Raw genomic sequence first — 18,671 nt, 5'->3', positions numbered from 1 at the left:
TACTTATGTCCAACGCGAAGCCTCTCGATCTGTCGCTGCCCTATCAGGTGGCGGATATCAGCCTTGCCGACTTCGGCAAGAAGGAAATGCAGCTCTCCGAGCGCGAAATGCCCGGCCTGATGGAACTCATCCGCCGCTACGGAGACAAGAAGCCCCTTAAAGGCTTCAAAATCATGGGCTCGCTGCACATGACCATCCAGACCGCCATGCTCATCAAGACGCTGTATGAGCTCGGCGCGGACATCCGCTGGGCGTCCTGCAACATCTTCTCCACGCAGGATCACGCCGCCGCCGCCATCGCGGAGCTCGGCTACGCCAAGGTGTTCGCATGGAAGGGCGAAACGCTTGAGGACTATTGGTGGTGCACGGAAATGGCCCTGACGTGGCCCGACGGTTCCGGCCCCGATCTCATTGTGGACGACGGCGGCGACGCCACCCTGATGATCCACCTCGGCGTGGATGCGGACCGCGATCCTTCCGTGCTCGACAAGCCTTGCGACTCCAAGGAAGCCCGCGTCCTTATGGATCGCATCAGCCTCGGCCATAAGACCAATCCCGGCCATTGGACGAAGGTGGCGGCGAAGGTGCGCGGCGTGTCCGAAGAAACGACCACCGGCGTCCACCGCCTGTACCAGCTCTCGGAGCAGGGCAAGCTGCTGTTCCCGGCCATCAACGTGAACGACTCCGTAACCAAGTCCAAGTTCGACAACCTGTACGGCTGCCGCGAGTCCCTCGCCGACGGCATCAAGCGCGCCACCGACATCATGATCGCTGGCAAGGTTGTGGTCGTTGCCGGGTACGGCGACGTGGGCAAGGGCTGCGCCCATTCCATGCGCGGCTTCGGCGCCCGTGTGCTCGTGACCGAAATCGACCCCATCTGCGCTCTTCAGGCCGCGATGGAAGGCTTTGAAGTGACCACGATGGAAGACGCCGTGAAGGAAGGCGACATTTTCGTCACCTGCACCGGCAACTACCACGTCATCACCGGCGAGCACATGAACAACATGAAGGACGAGGCCATCGTCTGCAACATCGGCCACTTTGACAACGAAATCGAAATGACGTGGCTTGAGGAAAACCCGGCCAACAAGCGCATCCAGATCAAGCCGCAGGTGGACAAGTGGGTGCTGCCCAACGGCCGCTCCCTGATCATCCTCGCCGAAGGCCGCCTCGTGAACCTCGGCTGCGCCACCGGCCACGCCAGCTTCGTCATGTCCAACAGCTTCACCAATCAGGTGCTGGCCCAGATGGAGCTCGCCGCCACGGATCACGAAGTGAAGGTGTACACGCTGCCCAAGAAGCTCGACGAGGAAGTGGCCCGCCTGCACCTCGCCCGCCTCGGCGTGAAGCTCACCAAACTTACCGAAGAGCAGGCTGCGTACATCGGCGTCTCCGTCGACGGCCCGTTCAAGTCGGATCTGTATCGGTATTAAGATTGTGGATATTGGAGGGGGGCGGGAGAAACTTTCTAGAGAAAGTTTCTCCCGCCCCCCTCCAAACCTCCCCCCACCCTCTTCAAAGATTTTCGGCCTTATCGAATTCCTGTTCGCTATTTCTTCTGATTCACCGGACTGAAAACAAAGGCTCTGCCGGAGTATGCGGCTGTCTTATCTCCACAGTATGGTGAAAATACAGGCCGTTATCCAGTTTTCCGTCGATGGGTTTATGATTGGGGCATGTTATTGATTATTTCTTTAGGATTTCAAGAAAGAAAGCATTAACCATTTCCTATGGGGCGTGTCGTCATGTTACATGCAACTATTGAAAATTATTGAAAACAATCTTTTGTGTTTTAAAAATAATTAAATAATTTCAATATATTATATCAAACTAACGACACAGCCTATGGCACAGCCCAAAACAAAGCCCGCCTTCCGGCAGGAAGACGGGTTTTTGTTCCATCGAAAAAGAGGCGGTTATGCCCTCCAAGCCCCCAATATATCGTTCTCGTTTTCGGCTTCCGGGATCTTGAGCTTGTCGTGCGCCCAGCGCGCCGAGATCTTCATCACCGAGGCCAGCGCCGGGAGCGCCTGTGCGAACGTGGCGATGTCCTCGGCTTCCCGCGTATCGAACCGGAACCACGGCAGCAGGCGCGGATCGCTGACGCCGCAGTTCAGCACCGCCAGCGGAGCCAGAAGCTGGCGCGACAGCGTGGACGCTACCTGCATGGCGTCGGATACCATCAGGTCGCGGCGCACCCTGTCGTGCACGCGCCCAAGGGCGTTGGTGCTGGCGGCCCCGTCGGATTGCGAGGTCAGCGTGCCGCCGAGGATGGCCTTGCTCATGCCGAGCTCGCAGCGCGAAATCAATGCGCCCGCCAAGTCCTGAGAAGAGGAGGCGGGGGTTTCAAACAGGATGTCCATGCCCTGCGGGATGATGCCCGCCGCATCCTGCCCAAGCGTCCGCAGGGCGTTGTACAGCGCCCGCCGATCTTCCTCGCGGCTGCCGGGCGGGTACTTTCCGAGCCGGAACGGCAGACCGTGAACCTGCACGTAGCGAATATTCGCCTCCAGCGCGTAGCTGCGGATCAGATACGCCCACGCCACCGTGCGGAATAGCCCGCAGCGCGGCAGCCAACCGGATCGGGAGCGGTGCGTATGCACGATCCAGCCGAAAGGCCAGAGTTCTTCCCCGTCGGGCTTGCCGTTCCGCAGACGCAGCTGGTTCCTGTCTTCCCGCAAAACCTGAAACCAACTTTGCGGGCGGAAATGGAAGGCGGCGGGAAGATGCAGCCCGTGCCGATAGTCCCACTCAATCTCGCAGGCGGAAAACCCGTGCCCGATGCCGTCCGCCAGATCCATCAACAAGTCTTCAAAACCGTTGACGGCATCAAACTGCTCCCGAACCGCCGCCGCAATCCGGGCCGCCCGCGCATCGTTGGCGCGGCCCGGCAGAATTTCCCAATCCAGCGTCAGCAAAGCCCGCTTGCGCTTGCCCATTTCCGCCGCAAGATGCTCGCAGCGATCTTCCATATCCGCAAACAGCAAATGCTGTTCAAGGATGTCCCCCTGATCCGCAAGTTCCAGAATGTTCCGCAGCCGCTTCGGGGTCAGCCCGTGCGTCAGGTTCATCTGCGGCTCCAACGCCAACATGCGCGGGCCTTCCCCCTGCGTCTGCAATCGCCGTATCTTTTTCATGAATGCCTCCAACGGCCCCAAAGCCGCCGTGTTGCTCCCAGCCCGTCCCGCAATCCCGTTTGACGGTCCACAGCTTCTATGGATCGGCTCTTTTCCTGGGCCGTGTCATGGAAAGCGGTTGATGCTTTTTCCTTGAAATGTTAGGCCGTGTCGCTGATTAGACATAATCTATTGGAATTATTTAACTATTTTCAAGTCACAAAAATGATTATTTTCAATAATTTCAAATAATTATATGTAAAACAACGACACAAACCTAAAAAATAGGCTGTGTTATAGAAAATGGTTGATGCTTTTTTCCTTGAAGTTCAAAAGGGATAATCGGCAAAATGCCTTATCCGTGGATCCAGCCAAGGGGAAAAACGGATAAAAAGGCTGTACTTTCACCGTGCTGTGGAGATGAAACAGCCACGTATTCTGACAGGGCCTTTCCCATAAAAATCTGCCGTACCTTGCCCATCCCCATCCAACGGCCCCGCCGCGCCGCCTCCCCACCAGCCGGAAGACTTCAGGGAGGGACGCGAACCGTTCCAGCAGCTTGGGAAGAAAGGGGGAACCTTCCCTAGAAGGGCCCCCTCTCCCCTCCCCAGCTTCCATCTTCCCCGTCATCGCCCCATCCCCTTTTCAACGGCATACGGATGTAGGCGTCGCCCATGCCGACGAATCCGGTGGACGCCAGACGCCAAAGCATTTCAAGCGCATCCGGCCCGTCGTCATGATCGGCCCTGGGGAAATGCCGCAACTGATCGATGAGCGCCCGCTGGGAGGCGTGAAGCCTGATCCGCCCCTGCGCCATGTGCGGCTGTAACGACTCGATGCGCAGCAGCTTGTCCGCACTGTTGACGAGGGGCCGCACAGGGAGGGCAATCCCGCGCTCCGCCGCCCGCTGCACCAGCACATGGGCGAAAAACTCCTGAAACTGCACGGCCTCCACGCCCCAGATCAACGGATGGTGCACATCGTGCAGGGCAATCACATCCTCAATGATGCGATCGGGATGGCGCTTTCGGATGCTCGCCTCCACCACGTCGAGCGTCATGCTCCCGCGGAGGAAACCGCCGACGAGAATCGCGGAAGGGTCACGCCCCGCGCCCTGCCTGCCGAGCGACGGATCCACCGCCCCGAACAGCAGCCAGTCCCGGCTCCGATCCACCCAAAAGGTGATGCACCCGTTGAACGGAGCCTCGTTTGCGGACAAAGGATCGTTCTGCTGCTCGGAATCGAAAGCCTCCCGATCCTCGGCACGGAGGCACATGAGCCGGTACAGCGGGCGCGACGCGGGCCAGCTCACTTCGGCCCCGGCCTCCATCTCCTCCTTGTGCCGGCGGTAAAAACGCCGGGCCTCCGCCTCGCCGCGCGACGACAAGAGGCTTTCCCACGCATCCCAAAGATCCATCCGATCCGGCCAGCGCAGGATGGAACGGAACGTCCGGGCCTTCCACAACGGCTTGCGGAGCGTGCGGGCCAGCACGGAATCGTAATGCAGCAGCGTGCCGACATAGACCACGTCCATGCTCCCGTCCGCCGCGCCGAGATTGAGCACCGTCTTCTGAAGCCACGACTGGAGCTTGTCGCGCTGTTCCGGCTTGTCCACGTTCTCGTCGTTTTCAAGATCGTCAAGGACAATCAAATCCGGGCGGTGCGGCCCGTGCCGCAGCCCGCGCATGCGCTTGCCCGCGCCGAGCGCCTGGATTTTGACGTTCCCCGGCGTGACCACCGTTCCCGTGTTCCAGACGTGCCCTTTGCCCGCCGCTCCGGGAAAATCCCGCTTCAGCGCCTCGTTGAACTCCAGCTCGTCCTTGACCGCACCCAACAGCGACGCGGCCTGTTCCAGCGCGTCGGCTATGATCAAAATGTAGTGCTTGCGCCCGGTCAGCACGGCCCACAACACGAAAAACAGCGAAACGAACGTGCTCTTGGCCTCCCCGCGCGGGGCCGCAATCGCCAGCCGCACGCCTTCGGGCGCGTCCGCCATGCGGGGCAGTTCCGCATCCAGCCATTCGTGGAGCCGGGAATCCTCCCCGACAAGGCAGTAATGCGGAAAATACGCCCGCCGGAAAAAGGCGAAATCCTGCCGGGCACGTTCCCGGCGCCCCTCCGGTGTCCCGGCGGAGGCATCCTGAAGATCAGGGGAGGCGCTCCGGCGCTTCCCACGCATGTCAGCGCCCCCCGCTGCGGATCGCGTCCGCGATGCGATCCAGTTTTTCGTCCGCCCGCTCCAGCCCGCCGAGGATCTGCGCCGTGCGCTCCCGGCAGTCCTCGCGGGGCACGTAGCTCTTGTGCATCTCCTCGGCCAGCAGGCACTGGCGGGCCTTTAATTCGTCCACCCGCTGCTCCAGCCGGGTCCCCCAGTAGGCGAGAAAGCCGCAAACCATCCCAAGCAGGCCAAGCAGGAGGGTATGCGCGTCGAATTGCAGCGCGGCCTGCGTCATGGCCTGCCCTCCCGCCCTTTTTCCACGGCAAGCAGGGCTTCGGCCTGGGCGCGCAGGCTCCGGCAATAGCCGCCGTAATCCCGCGCGTGGGCCAGAAGATCCTCCGGGCTGGCCATTACGGATGCCCCAGCCCGTACCCCGGCGTCAGCGGCGGAGGCGCTTCCGGCAGGCGCGCCAGCTCCGGCGGCAGGGGCAGAACCTCCGGGGGAGGCGGGGGCAAGTCCAAGGGCTTCGTTGTACAGGCGCACCCAGCCAGCAGACAGGCCAGCGCAATGGCGGGAAGCATCTTCGGCAACACGGGCCATCCTCCTTGTGAACGCCTGCCGTTCGGCGGCAAGGCGGCTGCGGGTTTCGGAAAGCTCCCCGGCAATGGCGGCTGCCCGCTCCGCTTCCGCTTCCAGCCTCCGGCGGGCGAGGCGCTCCGCTTCCGCCATCGCGGCAGCCAACGCCTCCCGTTCGCTGGCGGACGCTTCGGCCTGTTCCGCAAGCAGCGCGCGGCCCCGCGTTTCCGCAATGCCGAAGCCCCGGACGTACCCGGCGGCGCAGCACGCCGCACACAACAGCCCTACGGCAAGCACGTTCCTAGTCATGGCCCCCTCCGCACCCGATGCCGGGCCCCCACCCCGCCTTGCGGTACCAATACTGCCTCTCAAGCAGGATCAGCCGCACATAGCGGCGGTTTTCGCGGAAGCTGGAGGCGCTCCGCCCGGCATTCGCCTTTTCCACCTGCCCGAACCAGCGCGCCGGATCACGGCCCTGCCGCTCCGCCTCCTTCCGATCCCTGCCGACCCAGCCGATCCCGCCGTTATACGCGGACAACGCAAACGCCATGCGCTGGCAGGCATCGGCTCCGCCCAGCCGATCCCACAGCCACTTGTCATAGGAAACCAGCGCCCGAAGCGCCCAGCCGGGATTGAACGGCGCGGGCCGCCCGGCCTCGCGTTCCAGTTCCGGGACGGCACGCGGCAGCCATTCCGCCGTGGAAGGCAGGAACTGCGCCAGGCCCTGCGCCCCCGCCGGGGATACCGTGCCGTTGCGCCACCAGCTTTCCGTATGCACCTGCGCGGCGAACACCGCCACGGGAGCTTCCAAGCCCCACACGGCGCGGGAAACCCGTATGAGTTCCGCCCGATGCCGTTCCGCCGCGCGCGGGATATCCGACGCCAGCCCCGGCTGCGGAAACGGCGCGGACAACAGCGCCACCATCAAAACCATGCGAATCATCATGTGCAGCCCCTCCATGCGGTAACCGCCCTTCCGGGGGCGGCTCCCCATCTCCCCCATGCTCACAGCCCCACGGACACCGCTACGACGAAAGCCGCAACCACGGCGGCGCGGCGCAGGCAGGCCATGAGGAAAGGCCAGAGGCAGCCCTTGGCGATGGCGAAATCGGCGCACCGAAGCCGCACGGCTCCGGGGGCGCGCTTCCAGTCGCCGTCAAGATACGAGTCGGGGGTGGCGAAAGGGAACACGGCCACATCGAAGAACATGCCCAAGATGGCCGCAAGCATGACGAGGGCCAGCTTATAGAGCACGACGGGCATCTGCGCCGGGCTGATCAGCAACAGCACGGCCTGAAGCGCCAGCGCAATCAGCCCGAAGAACAGCAGACGCCAACGGGGGCGGAGAAGAAGCCTGAAGAATCCCATAAGACCTCCTGTGGTATGGCGCGGAACCTTCAGCGGCCCGCAAGACGCACCATGCCCGAAAGGAGGCCTCAGGAAAGGTTGAAGGATGTCAGCACGCCGCGCTGGAGCGGGACACCCGGCGCGCGGCGGCGCAGCTTTCGCCCATCTCAACAGCCATAGCGTCCATGTGGGCCAAGCGGCGCGCGGCGGCGCAGGCCGCCATATCCGGCCTCACCGGGCCGGGCTTCTTTAAAATGCGCCAGATCTGGCGATCGGAAAGCCCATGCCGCACGGCGAGCACGGACACCAGCGCCCGCTCGGAAAGCCCTTCGCGGGCCAGTTCGTCGCGTTCAAGGTTGATGTCCCTGTCCCGCGTGTCCACGAAAGCCTGACGGCAGGTGGGGATGTACAGCGTCGTGCCGCCGTAGCGCCCGATCAGCTTGGCCGCCTGTTCCCGGCCGATGATCTGCACCAATTTTTCACGCTGTTCCTGCCCCCGCAGCGTGATGCCCAGAGGGACGGAAAAACTTGTCCCGCCCTTGGCCCTGATGAGCTCGATCGCCGCCGGAAGGCCAATCAGTTCAACCAGTTCATCCATGCCCTGCCGCCGCTTCCGGGCCCGCCCGGAGGCCATTTCCGAAGACGCGTCCCGCTCCCGATTCTTCGCCGTGTGTTCCATATGAATCCCTGTCAGGTAAAAGATGCACCTCTCCGCCTTGTGGGAAAGGCATGGAAAACAATGCCCTGAGCGCGCACGGCCCGAAGGCCTGCGGCACAGGGGCCAGACCGGATTGTTGACCGGATAGCTTGGTGAAGGTAAAGAAAAGAGGTTGTACACGACCGTCCGCAAGGAGATCTCTACGTCAAAATCAGTTCTTTTACAATCATTTTTTGACGCAAAAACTTATTTATTGACTTAACGGTCAAAAACATTACAACATTTTTTTACGATCCCCGTTCACTTCAACCCGGAGCGCCCCACGGCGCAGAGACGCCATGAGCAGCATCGCCGATCGACTCGTTTTTTTGCGCGGAAGCGCCACACAGGCCGAATTTGCCGATCGTATCGGCATCAATGTGAATACGTTGCGCGGATACGAGAAAGGGCGCGCCCTGCCCGGATATGAAGTCTTGGAAGCCCTGTGCCTAAAATTAAACGTATCACCGAACTGGATTTTGACGGGGCGGGGCAACGTCCTCCAAGAGGCCCCCTTTTCCGGCCTCAACGGGACGCCGCGGCCCCATCCCCAGCCCGAACTTGCCGAGCCGATGCCCCCCTGCGATGTGGATTTGATCATGATCCCGATGGTGGAGGCGCGCCTGTCCGCCGGGCACGGCAGCCTTGAGGTCGGCGGCGGTTCGGAGCGCAGTTACGCCTTCCGCAGCGATTTCCTGCACCGCAAAGGAAACCCCCGTGATATGGTGCTCATGCGGGTTTCCGGCGACAGCATGGAGCCGGAGATCATGGACAACGACATCGTGCTCATCGATCAGGGCAAGCGCGACGTCACCCCCGGACGCCTCTATGCCGTCGGTTTTGACGAGGCCATCTATCTCAAGCGCATCGACATCCTCCCCGGCAAGGTCATCCTCAAGAGCACCAACGCCGCCTATCCCCCCGTCGAGCTCGACACCCGCGGCGACTGCGAGGACGCCTTCCGCGTCATCGGCCGCGTCCTCTGGTGCGGCAGGGAGTACAAATAAGATTGGGGAGGGGGAGGAGGAACTTTCTTCAGAAAGTTCCTCCTCCCCCTCCCCAAACCCCACCCCCTCCTCTTCAAAGACTTTCGTGTTTATCGAATCCCTGCTGTCTGTTTTCCCTGTAGGCGAAAGGCAAGGCCCGACTGACTCGTTTTGGTGCATCGGCCCTGTCGTTTTCCCTGTAAACAAAAAACAAAGGGTTCTTTTCTTCATGTGGGATCCGTTTCGTATTTTCCCTCCCCCTATGGGCAAAAAACGGGATAAAAAATTTCCCATTTCTTTCCGGACAGCTTTTCCCCGCTGACAAAAAAACCGCCTGAACAGAATCTGTTCAGGCGGTTCCCTCATTTGAATGCCCACCGTAGGGGAAACCCCTTCTACCATTCCCGGCCGGAACGGACTCCTGCCGCGCCGCCTCCCCACCAGCCAAAAGGCTCTGTTATAGTATGTGGTTGTTTCCTCTCCACAGCGCGGTGAAAAATAGAGCTTTTTTTCCAGTTTTCCCCTTGGCGGGAGCCACGGTTAAGGCATTTTTCCGGTTATCCCCTTGGAGTTTCAGAAAAAAAGCATCAACCATTTTTTATAACACAGCCAGTCAAAAAGTTTAGGGGGATGAGGGGGGCGGGGAGGGGAGAAGGAGCACCTTTTCAAAGGGGCCCTTCTCCCCTCCCCCGGTTTTCCCATCTTCTCATCCCCCCAGCTTGCTTTCCTTGAACTCGTGCTGCGGCGCGCCGGGCGGCGGCGGGGCGTTCGGGGGAAGGGTAACGTCCTTCTGCCCGATCTTCACTTCAATGGTGGGCTCTTCGGGCGTATAGGGCGGCTTCTTCTGATCCACGTCCACGAACAGCCTGCAACTCTGGCTCAGGCAATCGTAGACGGCGAGGAGCTTGGGCACGAGGATGGACGCGCCGGGCTTCTCGATGAGCAGATAGTAATCGCGCATGTTGTTCTTGCCGATGAGCGGCTTGACCCGGCAAAGCAGCAGCCATTCGTTGAGGCCGTCGTCGTTCCAGTCCACCTGGGCAAGCAGCGTCACCGTCACGATGTCCGCGCCCTGTCCGAGCATGAAGCCGTAGGGCCGCATCTCCACCGTATCCCCCGCCGTGCGCGACAGGGCGAACGTCGGCGGCAGCAGCGCCGGATCGACTTTGAAGCGGAACGCCGGGGAAAGGCGCTGGAACAAATATTCCCCAAGCTGGGGCGGCAGTTCCGGGGCCGAAAAGACGGGAACGGCATAGGCCCCGTGCTCGTCGATGACGCCGTGGGCCTTGAGTACCGGAGCCAGCCGTTTCGCCATCGTGTTGAACTCATTTTCGGCCGTGACGTGCACCTGTTTGCCCGAACACCCGGCGGCAAGGCAGACGCACAGGCAGAAACAGGTTGTGAAAAAAAGACGCAGGGATAAGGGGAAGCGAGCCGACATGGAATCTCCCGGTTCATGGCTGTAAGGGTGGATGGACGTCTGCGTGATAGCCCTGCGGGGTGGGATTGTAAAGAGCGCAGGAACATGCGAGAATCATACCTCAGCGTGTTTTTCCCTCCCCGGAACTGTTTGTTTGAATAAACACGGCAAAGAGGGCCGGATAATGGGAAAACGCTCACAAAAAGACAAGTCCGTTGTTTCTTGAGGCCCGCCTCTTGAGGGAAGGCGGCCCTCTTTCCGGCGCGAACCCAGCCTTCGTGCCGGGGCAGTCCGGCACTGCGTCTGATTTCTATCCACTATGGACAAGCACAGCGCTTACTTTTTAAGGAGGGAGCATGGACAGTAGCGTAACGCCGACTTCGCCATCAGAGATGGCTATTCTCGTCGCCGGCCTGCTGATAATGCTGTTTGGGGTTTATAAAGTATACCGCGAGCGGGGCCGGCCCGGTCTGCTGATCCTCTGGGGCGGCCTTGTGGATTTGGGGCTTGCGCTCATGGGGCTTGGCCTTGGGCCGTCCGGCGACGTGGGCAGCATCATGATCATCATCTACCATGCCATTGCGCGCCTCGCGGCATGGATGGGGCTGTCCGGGCTCGTCTCCAACCCGTATTCCTGCGTCGCCAACGACATCCGCGGCGCGCTGCACCGCAACCCCGTGGGGGCCGTGCTGCTGGCGTTCGCGCTTGAGGCTTCGCTCGGCATCTCTCCGGCCATGACGCCGGAAGGCCAGCATCTCGTCCTGCACGCCATGGCCATGCACAGCATCGACGTGCCGCTCGGCGGCCCGGTTCTCGCCATCATCATGGCCTTGGGCTACACCGTGCTGCTGTGGCTTTCCGCCGAGGTCGTCCTCCAGGTGTGCTTCACCCGGCCCGACGAACCCATATGCACCGAAGTCCCCATCGGCGGCGGCAACTTCGCCCGCGCCCTGTTCGACAGGGAAACCGAGCTGCTCGGCGTCCCCACCGGGAGCTGGTGCCCCATCGTCCCCAACCGCTGGAGCAAGACCCCGGCTGCGATCAGCCTGTACGTTTTGCTTGCCCTGCTGGCGCTTTTGGGGATCGGGCGCTTCCTCGTGCAGGATTTCGGCGCGTGGATCGTCGGCATCGATCCCCATTCGCTGGTGGAACTCGAAGGCCCGTGGCATGCGACCCCGCTCCTGCTCTATGTGGGCTCCTTCCTCGTCCTCTGTCCCCGCATCATCAGGCCCGCTTACCGGGCCAAGTATACGTTCGCGCTGTTCCTCGCCGCGTTCATCCTCACTTACGTGAGCGACCTGCCGCCCCTGTCCCGCCTGTTCTCGCTGATCATATCGGGCATCGGCACGCTCGTCGCCTGCTATTCCACCAACTATATTGAGGAGGACGGGCGCAAGCACTGGTACTGGTTCTTCCTGCTCCTTACCTTCGGCGCGCTGCTCAACATCGTGACCACCGACAACATCGGCACGCTGGCCTCCCAGTGGGAAGTCATGACGTGGGCGTCCTTCGCGCTGGTGGCGTGGGAGCGCACTTCCAGAGCGCGCGACGCGGCGATCAAGTACGTGGTGCTGTGCTGCAGCGCGGCCTACCTCATGATCGTGGGCTTCTTCATGATCGGCGGGAACCATACGCAGTACGGCGAACTCGTCGCCAACCTGTCCGTCCATTCCGACGACGTGCTCAAGTTCGCCCTTGTGTTCACCCTGCTCGGCTTCGCGGCCAAGGCCGGCCTCGTGCCCCTGCACAGTTGGCTGCCCGACGCCCACCCCGCCGCGCCGTCGTCCGTGTCCGCGCCGCTCTCCGGCGTGCTCACCAAGATGGGCGTGTTCGGCGTGGTGACGGTCTACTTCGGGCTCATCGGCTACAAGGAGCTCGCCTCGACCGGAACCTACGGGGGCCTCACCGCCCCCGGCCTGATGGTCACGTTCATGGGCCTGTGCACCATGGCCTACGGCGAATGGATGGCCCTCAGGCAGGAAGACCTCAAGCGGATGCTCGCCTACTCCACCATGGGGCAGGTCGGCGAAATCTTCACCGTCCTCGGCCTCGGCACGTGGCTGGCGGCGGCGGGCGCGCTGTCCCATGTCCTGAACCACGCGATCATGAAGGACCTGCTCTTCCTCTGTGCGGGCGGCCTCATTTTCCGCGTGGGCAGCCGCAAGCTCTCCGATCTCGCGGGCCTCGTCCACGAAATGCCGTGGGCCGTGGGCTGTATGAGCATCGGCATCGTGTCCATCATGGGCCTGCCGCCGTTCAACGGCTTCGTGAGCAAATACCTCATGATCGTGGCCTGTATGGACGCCGGGCAGCCGCTCATCGCGGCGGCGCTCATCGCGGCGAGCCTCGTGGGGGCGATCTACTACATGCGCATCCTGCGCACGATCCTGCTTGACCCCGCCCCGGCGGGACGCCGCCGCGTGCAGGGCGTCACCACGACCATGCGCGTGCCCATGATCATCCTCGCGGGCCTGTGCGTGATCCTCGGCGTGGCCCCGCAGACGGGCCTGTCCCTCGTCACCCCGGTCATCAACGAGCTTATGCCGCACCTCGGCACCGGCGCGGGCCATATGGCGGCGGCCCTGCCGTCGCTCGACGTGAGCTGGCCCGTGTATGTGATCCTGCCCATGATCGGCGCCATCGTGCCGATCTGGTTCCGCAGGGATCGCGTGAAGGCCGGATGGGGCGCCGCCGCCATCCTGCTCCTGACCACGCTGCATGTGCTCGCCTTCGGGCAGGATCTGGATACGCTGTCCTTCATCATGGCCCTGTTCATCCCCGCCGTCGGCACGGTGAACCTCGTGTACGCCGTGGGCTACATGGAGCACAGCCATACGCAGTGGCGCTTCTACGCCTTCTTCCTGCTCATGACGGGCGGGCTGCTCGGCGTGGCGGCGAGTTCGGATCTGTTCAGCTTCTTCACCTTCTGGGAAATCATGAGCTCGTGGGCCCTGTATTTCGCCATCGCGCATGAGGGCACGCCCGAAGCGCTGCGGGAAGGCTTCAAATACTTCCTGTTCAACGTGGCGGGCGCGGGCTTCCTGTTCCTCGGCATCGGGCTCATCGTGGCCTACACCGGCACCGGCGAGTTCGCGGGCGTGGCCAAGGGCTTCGCCTCCCTGCCCCCCGCCGTGGGCACCTCCATCATGATCCTGATGGCCGTCGGCTTCTGTATGAAGGCCGCACAGGTCTCCCTGCGCATCGACTGGCAGATGCACCCGGCGCTGGCCCCCACGCCCGTGTCCGGCTACATCTCCTCCGTTCTGCTGAAGATCGCCGTCTTCGGCCTCGTGAAGCTGTTCCTCGTCTTCGGGAGCGTGTACGCGCAGTCCCCGGACACGGCGGGGCTCTTCTCGCAGCAGGCCGTCATGTACGCCGCGGCATGGATCGGCGCGTTCACGCTGCTGTACAGCGCCGTGCAGGCCATGCTCCAGAACAGCCTCAAGCTGGTGTTCATCTGGTCTACGGTAAGCCAAATCGGGTACATGGTGCTCGGCGTCGCCGTGGGCACGAGCCTCGGCATGGCGGGCGGCCTCCTGCACATGGCGAACCACGTGTTCTTCAAGGATCTGCTCTTCCTCATGGTGGGCGCGGTCATGCTGCGCACCCATGCGGATACGATCGCCGAGCTGGGCGGCGTGGGCCGCAAGATGCCCGTGACCATGTTCTGCTTCTTCATCGGGTCGCTGGCCGCCGTGGGCGTGCCGCCGACCAACGGCTTCACCTCCAAGTGGATCATCTATCAGGCGCTCATGGCGGAAGGCGAACCGCTCCTTGCGCTGATCTCGCTCATCGGCAGCGTGATCACGCTGGCGTACCTCGCCCGCTTCATGCACGCGGTCTTCCTCGGACAGCCGGGGCGCAACCTCGACCATATCGAAGAGGCCCCGTGGGTCATGCGCGCGCCCATGCTGCTCATGGCCTTCATGGTGATCCTGACCGGCGTGTTCCCCGGCCTGATGCTCGCGCCCCTCAATGCGGCGCTGGCGGAATACGGGATGCCGCCGCTTGACGTGGCCTTCTACGGCCTCGCCACCGGCCCCGGCGCGTGGGACGCCACGGCGGTCGCCGTGCTGATGCTCGTGGCCTTCGGCGGCTGCTGGCTGGCCCTGCGCTTCCTGCTCTCCCGCGTGAAGATCCGCGTCGCGCCCCCGCACGCCTGCGGCCACGACGCATCTCAGGAAGCCTCGCGCATCCCGCCCGAAGCCATCTACCCGGCGCTGGTCAACCTGTGCACGGGCAACAAGCCCGGCAGCGCCGCATGCCCTCTGCCGGAACTGGCCCTGTCCCTCTGCCGGGCCCTGCGGCAGTCCCTCCGCATCAATAAGGAGCGTCCGTCATGCTAGACCTGCTTGTGGGCATTCTCCACCTTGTCGTCTTCCCCGGCGGCCTGTTCGCGCTGGCGCTGGGCCTGTTCCTCAAAGGGTGCGACCGCCGCGTCGAAGCCCGGCTCCAGCGCCGGGTGGGGCCGCCGCTGATCCAGCCCTTCCTCGATCTGATCAAGCTGAGCACCAAGGAGGTCATCATCCCGGCCTCCGCCGTGCGCGGGGCGTTCCTCGCGGCCCCCGTGGTCGCGCTCGGCGGCATCGCCATGTGCGCGGCGCTGCTGCCCGTGCCCGGCGTGACCGACGGCCTGCCCAAGATGGGCGACCTGCTGGTCATCTTCTACCTGTTCCCCATCCCGGCGATGGCGATCATGCTGGCGGGTTCCTCGTCCGGCTCGCCCTACGGCGGCATCGGCTTCTCGCGCGAGATGATCATGATGCTTGCCTATGAGGTTCCGCTGCTTATGATCATGCTGACGGTCGCCATGAAGGTGGGCGGCGGCAGCGGGGCCGAATTTTCCCTGACCAGGATCATGGACTATCAGGCCGAACACGGCTCGTTCGGGCTCACCCCGGTCATGTGGCCCGCATTCCTCGCGTGGCTCATGTTCCTGCCCGCCACGCTCGGCGTGCCGCCCTTCGACCAGCCGGAAGCGGAAACCGAAATCCTCGAAGGCCCGCTCCTCGAATATTCGGGCGTGCTGCTGGCCTTCTTCCACATGGCCTCGGCCCTCAAGATGGTCGTGGCGCTGGCGCTTGGGGTGGTGCTGTTCTTCCCCGGCACGATCTCGGACATCCCCGCGGTCAATCTGGTCTGGTTCGTCGTCAAGTGCGCGCTGTTCATGCTGCTCACCCTGACCGCGGTGAAGTCCGCCACGGGGCGTCTGCGCATCGAACAGGCTCTGTCCTTTTTCTTCAAGTATCCCACCGGGCTGGCTTTCCTGAGCCTTGTCCTGGTGTGGATCGGCTGCTGACGGGAGGCCGGTCATGAACCTCATCAAGAAACTCTCCGCCCGCTCGCCGTGGCTGTTCCGCATCAACGCGGGCTCCTGCAACGGGTGCGACGTGGAACTAGCCACCACGGCCTGCATCTCCCGCTACGACGTGGAGCGCCTCGGCTGCAAATACTGCGGGAGCCCCCGCCACGCGGACATCGTGCTCATCACCGGGCCGCTCACGGCGCGGGTCAAGGATAAGGTCCTGCGCGTCTGGAACGAAATCCCTGAGCCCAAAGTGACCGTAGCCGTGGGCATCTGCCCCATCAGCGGCGGCGTGTTCCGCGAAGGCTACTCCATCGAGGGCCCCGTGGACCGCTACCTGCCCATCGACGTCAACGTACCCGGCTGTCCGCCGCGCCCGCAGGCGATCATGGAAGGCGTGCTCGAAGCCGTCGCCATCTGGCGGGAAAGGATGGAGGGCTGATATGGAATTCCTCAAAATCCTTTGGGACAACCTCAAGAAGGGCCCGGTGACCGACGCCTTCCCCTTCGGGGAGACGTACACCCCGGATCGCCTGCGCGGGCGGGTCGAAGTCGACCCGGCGCTGTGCGTGGGCTGCGGCACGTGCGTCCACGTCTGCGCCGCCGGAGCCATCAACATCTCGAAATTCGAGGACGGCAGCGGCTTCGAGATCACGGTGTGGCGCAACTCCTGCTGCCTGTGCGCCCAGTGCCGCCACTACTGCCCGACCAAGGCCATCACCCTCACCAACGACTGGCACAGCGCCCACCGGGCCACGGAAAAATATACCCAGATCACCCGCGCCAAGGTCAAATACGACTACTGCGCCGTGTGCGGGGCCAAGATGCGCGTTCTGCCGCAGGAAGTGCTCAACCGCATCTACGCCAAGCATTCCGAAGTCGATGTGGACGTGATCTCGCACCTCTGCCCGAACTGCCGCCGCATCGACGTGGCGGTCGAGGAAGACCGCGCCTGTCATATCGACCAGCTCGAAAAGATGGCCGCCCGCGAAGAAGTCTGTCTCGTCCCGCCGCGAAAGCCCGAAAAGGCCCCGGCGGGCAAGAAAAGCGCAAAGGAAGCCCCCGCTCAGGCGGCTTCCGGCCCGGAAACCGCCGCGCCCGCACAGGAAACGGCGGCACGGCCCAAGCCCGGCCCCGCGGCTTCCAAGACGGCGCCGGACGCCCAGACGCCTCCGGCTGGGCAGGCCGCTTCCGCAGCGGCCGAAACGCGGCCCGATGCGCCTTCCGGCGCGGAAAGCGCCGCTGAAAAACCGTCTCCGGCGGCGGGCAGCACCGCCGACTGAGCCGACGTACCGCTATGAAGCAAGGAGAAACTTGCATGAATACGACATGGTCAAGCCGTTCCATCAATCCTGAGCTCGTCAAGGGGTTGGTGGAGCTGGCTTCCGAAGAACGGCACAACTGGGACAGTTGGGGCAACGGCTTCGAGTGGGTGACGCTCACGGACGCCGGACAGCTCCCCGCCGCCGCCGCCCTGCTCGCCAAACACGAGGCGCGCCTGTGCACGGTCACCGCGCTGAACAAGCAGCTCGCCGATCCCGTCACCACGCTCGCCTACCACTTCGACGTGCACGGCTATACCGTGACGGTGACGGTCCCGCTGGACCCCGCCGAGAACAGCGTGCCCACCATCACCCCGTGGTTCCGCAACGCCGACTGGAACGAACGCGAGTTCGCGGAGCTGTTCGACGTGCACGTCGACGGCAACACCAACCCCAAGCGCCTCTTCCTCGATCCCGAAATCGACGAGGGCATCCTCAATGAGGTCATCCCGCTGACCATCATGATGAACGGGGCCTGCACCAAGGATATGTGGGAGCGCATCATGGAAGTGAACGCCGAACCCGGCGAGGAAGTGGAAAAGGGGGTGCGCGAATGAGCCAGACCAGCAGTTTTTCCCTGCCCATCGGCCCGGTGCACATCGCCCTTGAGGAACCGGTTTACTTCCATCTCGACGTTGACGGCGAAACCGTCCGCAAGGTGGAGATCACTTCCGGGCATGTCCATCGCGGCATGGAAGGCATGGCGACGCAGCGCAATTTCTTCAAGAACACGACGCTGACCGAGCGCGTCTGCTCGCTCTGTTCCAACAGCCACTCGCTGACCTACTGCATGGCGGTCGAGAACGTGCTCGGCATGACCCCGCCGCCCCGCGCCCAGTACCTGCGCGTGCTGGCGGAGGAAACCAAGCGCGTGGCCTCGCACCTGTTCAACATCGCCATTTTCGCGCACAACGTGGGCTTCAAGTCCCTGTTCCTGCACATCATGGAAGTGCGCGAGAACATGCAGGACGTGAAGGAGACCATCTACGGCAACCGCATGAACCTTTCCGCGAACTGCATCGGCGGCGTGAAGTTCGACATGGACGACGGCCTGACCATGTACATGCTGGAACGGCTCGGCATCGTCGAAGAGGCGGTCAAGCGCGTGGAAAAGGTCTTCCGTACCGATCCCCTGATCGCCAAACGTTCGCGCGGCGTGGGCGTCCTGTCCCGCGAGGATGCGTGGGCGCTCGGCGTGGTCGGCCCCGTGGCGCGCGGTTCGGGCCTCGATATCGACGTGCGCAAGAACACGCCCTACCTCGTCTATCCCGATCTCTACTTTGACATCGTCAAAGAGCAGGACGGCGACGTCTGGTCGCGCGCGATGGTGCGCGTGCGCGAGGTGTTCGAGTCCATCCGGCTCCTCCGCCAGTGCCTCGACAAGCTCCCCGAAGGCCCGCTGGCCGTGCACATGGAGCGCATCCCGGAAAGCGAATCCGTCGCCCGCTCGGAGGCCCCGCGCGGCGAGCTTATCTATTATCTTCAGACCAACGGGACCGACACCCCCGCCCGCCTCAAGTGGCGCGTGCCGTCCTACATGAACTGGGAGGCCCTCACCGTCATGATGAAGGACTGCCAGCTTGCCGACATCCCCGTCATCGTCAACAGCATCGACCCCTGCGTCAGTTGTACGGAGCGGTAGCAGGTTGAAATGAAGATTGGGGAGGGGGAGGAGAACCCTTCTGGAGAAGGGCTTCTCCTCCCCCTCCCCAAACCCCGCCCCCTCCTCTCCCAAGACTTTTGT

16 protein-coding genes are annotated in these 18,671 nt (G+C 63.1%); 8 read left to right on the top strand and 8 right to left on the bottom strand.

Features of this window, described 5'->3' with window-relative positions; genetic code table 11:
- Positions 1–5: 5 nt before the first annotated feature.
- Positions 6–1,433 carry an adenosylhomocysteinase gene (gene ahcY / locus AC6I1V_RS10125; RefSeq protein ID WP_302552072.1) on the top strand — a complete coding sequence of 476 codons (1,428 nt, stop codon included), beginning with the start codon at positions 6–8 and terminating at the stop codon, positions 1,431–1,433.
- A gap of 483 nt (positions 1,434–1,916) precedes the next feature.
- Here ahcY and AC6I1V_RS10120 read toward each other — a convergent pair whose 3' ends face one another.
- From AC6I1V_RS10120 to AC6I1V_RS10090, 7 genes are all read right to left on the bottom strand, one after another.
- A complete protein-coding gene (locus tag AC6I1V_RS10120) occupies positions 1,917–3,137 on the bottom strand; it encodes a phage portal protein family protein (protein WP_486853582.1) in 1,221 nt (406 codons plus the stop codon).
- 562 nt (positions 3,138–3,699) lie between these two features.
- The gene (gene terL, locus AC6I1V_RS10115; protein ID WP_486853581.1) at positions 3,700–5,295 is read right to left on the bottom strand and encodes a phage terminase large subunit; all 1,596 of its coding nucleotides are present in this window, start codon (positions 5,293–5,295) and stop codon (positions 3,700–3,702) included.
- A gap of 1 nt (position 5,296) precedes the next feature.
- The gene (locus tag AC6I1V_RS10110) at positions 5,297–5,569 is read right to left on the bottom strand and encodes a hypothetical protein (RefSeq protein ID WP_302552075.1); all 273 of its coding nucleotides are present in this window, start codon (positions 5,567–5,569) and stop codon (positions 5,297–5,299) included.
- A complete protein-coding gene (locus AC6I1V_RS10105; RefSeq protein ID WP_486853580.1) occupies positions 5,566–6,159 on the bottom strand; it encodes a hypothetical protein in 594 nt (197 codons plus the stop codon). The genes AC6I1V_RS10110 and AC6I1V_RS10105 overlap by 4 nt, the downstream gene beginning before the upstream one ends.
- On the bottom strand, positions 6,152–6,796 hold the full coding sequence (locus AC6I1V_RS10100; RefSeq protein ID WP_337431412.1) for a transglycosylase SLT domain-containing protein: 645 nt from the start codon (positions 6,794–6,796) through the stop codon (positions 6,152–6,154). The genes AC6I1V_RS10105 and AC6I1V_RS10100 overlap by 8 nt, the downstream gene beginning before the upstream one ends.
- 59 nt (positions 6,797–6,855) lie before the next feature.
- On the bottom strand, positions 6,856–7,218 hold the full coding sequence (locus AC6I1V_RS10095) for a putative holin (RefSeq protein ID WP_337431413.1): 363 nt from the start codon (positions 7,216–7,218) through the stop codon (positions 6,856–6,858).
- A gap of 88 nt (positions 7,219–7,306) precedes the next feature.
- A complete protein-coding gene (locus AC6I1V_RS10090; protein WP_302552079.1) occupies positions 7,307–7,876 on the bottom strand; it encodes a Mor transcription activator family protein in 570 nt (189 codons plus the stop codon).
- Positions 7,877–8,193: 317 nt separating this feature from the next.
- On the opposite strand from AC6I1V_RS10090, the gene AC6I1V_RS10085 reads away from it, so the two are divergent.
- Positions 8,194–8,901 carry an XRE family transcriptional regulator gene (locus AC6I1V_RS10085; protein ID WP_486853579.1) on the top strand — a complete coding sequence of 236 codons (708 nt, stop codon included), beginning with the start codon at positions 8,194–8,196 and terminating at the stop codon, positions 8,899–8,901.
- 685 nt (positions 8,902–9,586) lie between these two features.
- Here the strand turns inward: AC6I1V_RS10085 and AC6I1V_RS10080 are convergent.
- On the bottom strand, positions 9,587–10,321 hold the full coding sequence (locus AC6I1V_RS10080) for a motor neuron and pancreas homeobox protein 1 (protein WP_337432255.1): 735 nt from the start codon (positions 10,319–10,321) through the stop codon (positions 9,587–9,589).
- 335 nt (positions 10,322–10,656) lie between these two features.
- Between AC6I1V_RS10080 and AC6I1V_RS10075 the strand changes: the two genes are divergently transcribed.
- The 6 genes from AC6I1V_RS10075 to AC6I1V_RS10050 are packed head-to-tail and all read left to right on the top strand — an operon-like array spanning position 10,657 to position 18,569.
- A complete protein-coding gene (locus tag AC6I1V_RS10075; RefSeq protein ID WP_486853651.1) occupies positions 10,657–14,646 on the top strand; it encodes a complex I subunit 5 family protein in 3,990 nt (1,329 codons plus the stop codon).
- Complete coding sequence (locus AC6I1V_RS10070; RefSeq protein WP_486853650.1) at positions 14,640–15,599, top strand: respiratory chain complex I subunit 1 family protein; 960 nt, start codon at positions 14,640–14,642, stop codon at positions 15,597–15,599. The genes AC6I1V_RS10075 and AC6I1V_RS10070 overlap by 7 nt, the downstream gene beginning before the upstream one ends.
- Positions 15,600–15,612: 13 nt before the next feature.
- Positions 15,613–16,047, top strand: coding sequence for an NADH-quinone oxidoreductase subunit B family protein (locus AC6I1V_RS10065; RefSeq protein ID WP_302552519.1), 435 nt, complete (start codon positions 15,613–15,615; stop codon positions 16,045–16,047).
- 1 nt (position 16,048) lies between these two features.
- Positions 16,049–16,888, top strand: coding sequence for a 4Fe-4S dicluster domain-containing protein (locus AC6I1V_RS10060; protein WP_308770393.1), 840 nt, complete (start codon positions 16,049–16,051; stop codon positions 16,886–16,888).
- 35 nt (positions 16,889–16,923) lie between these two features.
- Positions 16,924–17,484 (top strand): NADH-quinone oxidoreductase subunit C, encoded by a 561-nt coding sequence (locus AC6I1V_RS10055; protein WP_302552521.1) that lies wholly within the window; start codon positions 16,924–16,926, stop codon positions 17,482–17,484.
- The gene (locus AC6I1V_RS10050; RefSeq protein ID WP_302552522.1) at positions 17,481–18,569 is read left to right on the top strand and encodes a hydrogenase large subunit; all 1,089 of its coding nucleotides are present in this window, start codon (positions 17,481–17,483) and stop codon (positions 18,567–18,569) included. The genes AC6I1V_RS10055 and AC6I1V_RS10050 overlap by 4 nt, the downstream gene beginning before the upstream one ends.
- Positions 18,570–18,671: the final 102 nt, after the last annotated feature.

This window comes from Bilophila sp. T19-St14 (assembly GCF_059728385.1).
The sequence above is the reverse complement of the archived record's forward strand: the minus strand, read 5'-3'. Positions and strand labels throughout refer to the sequence as shown.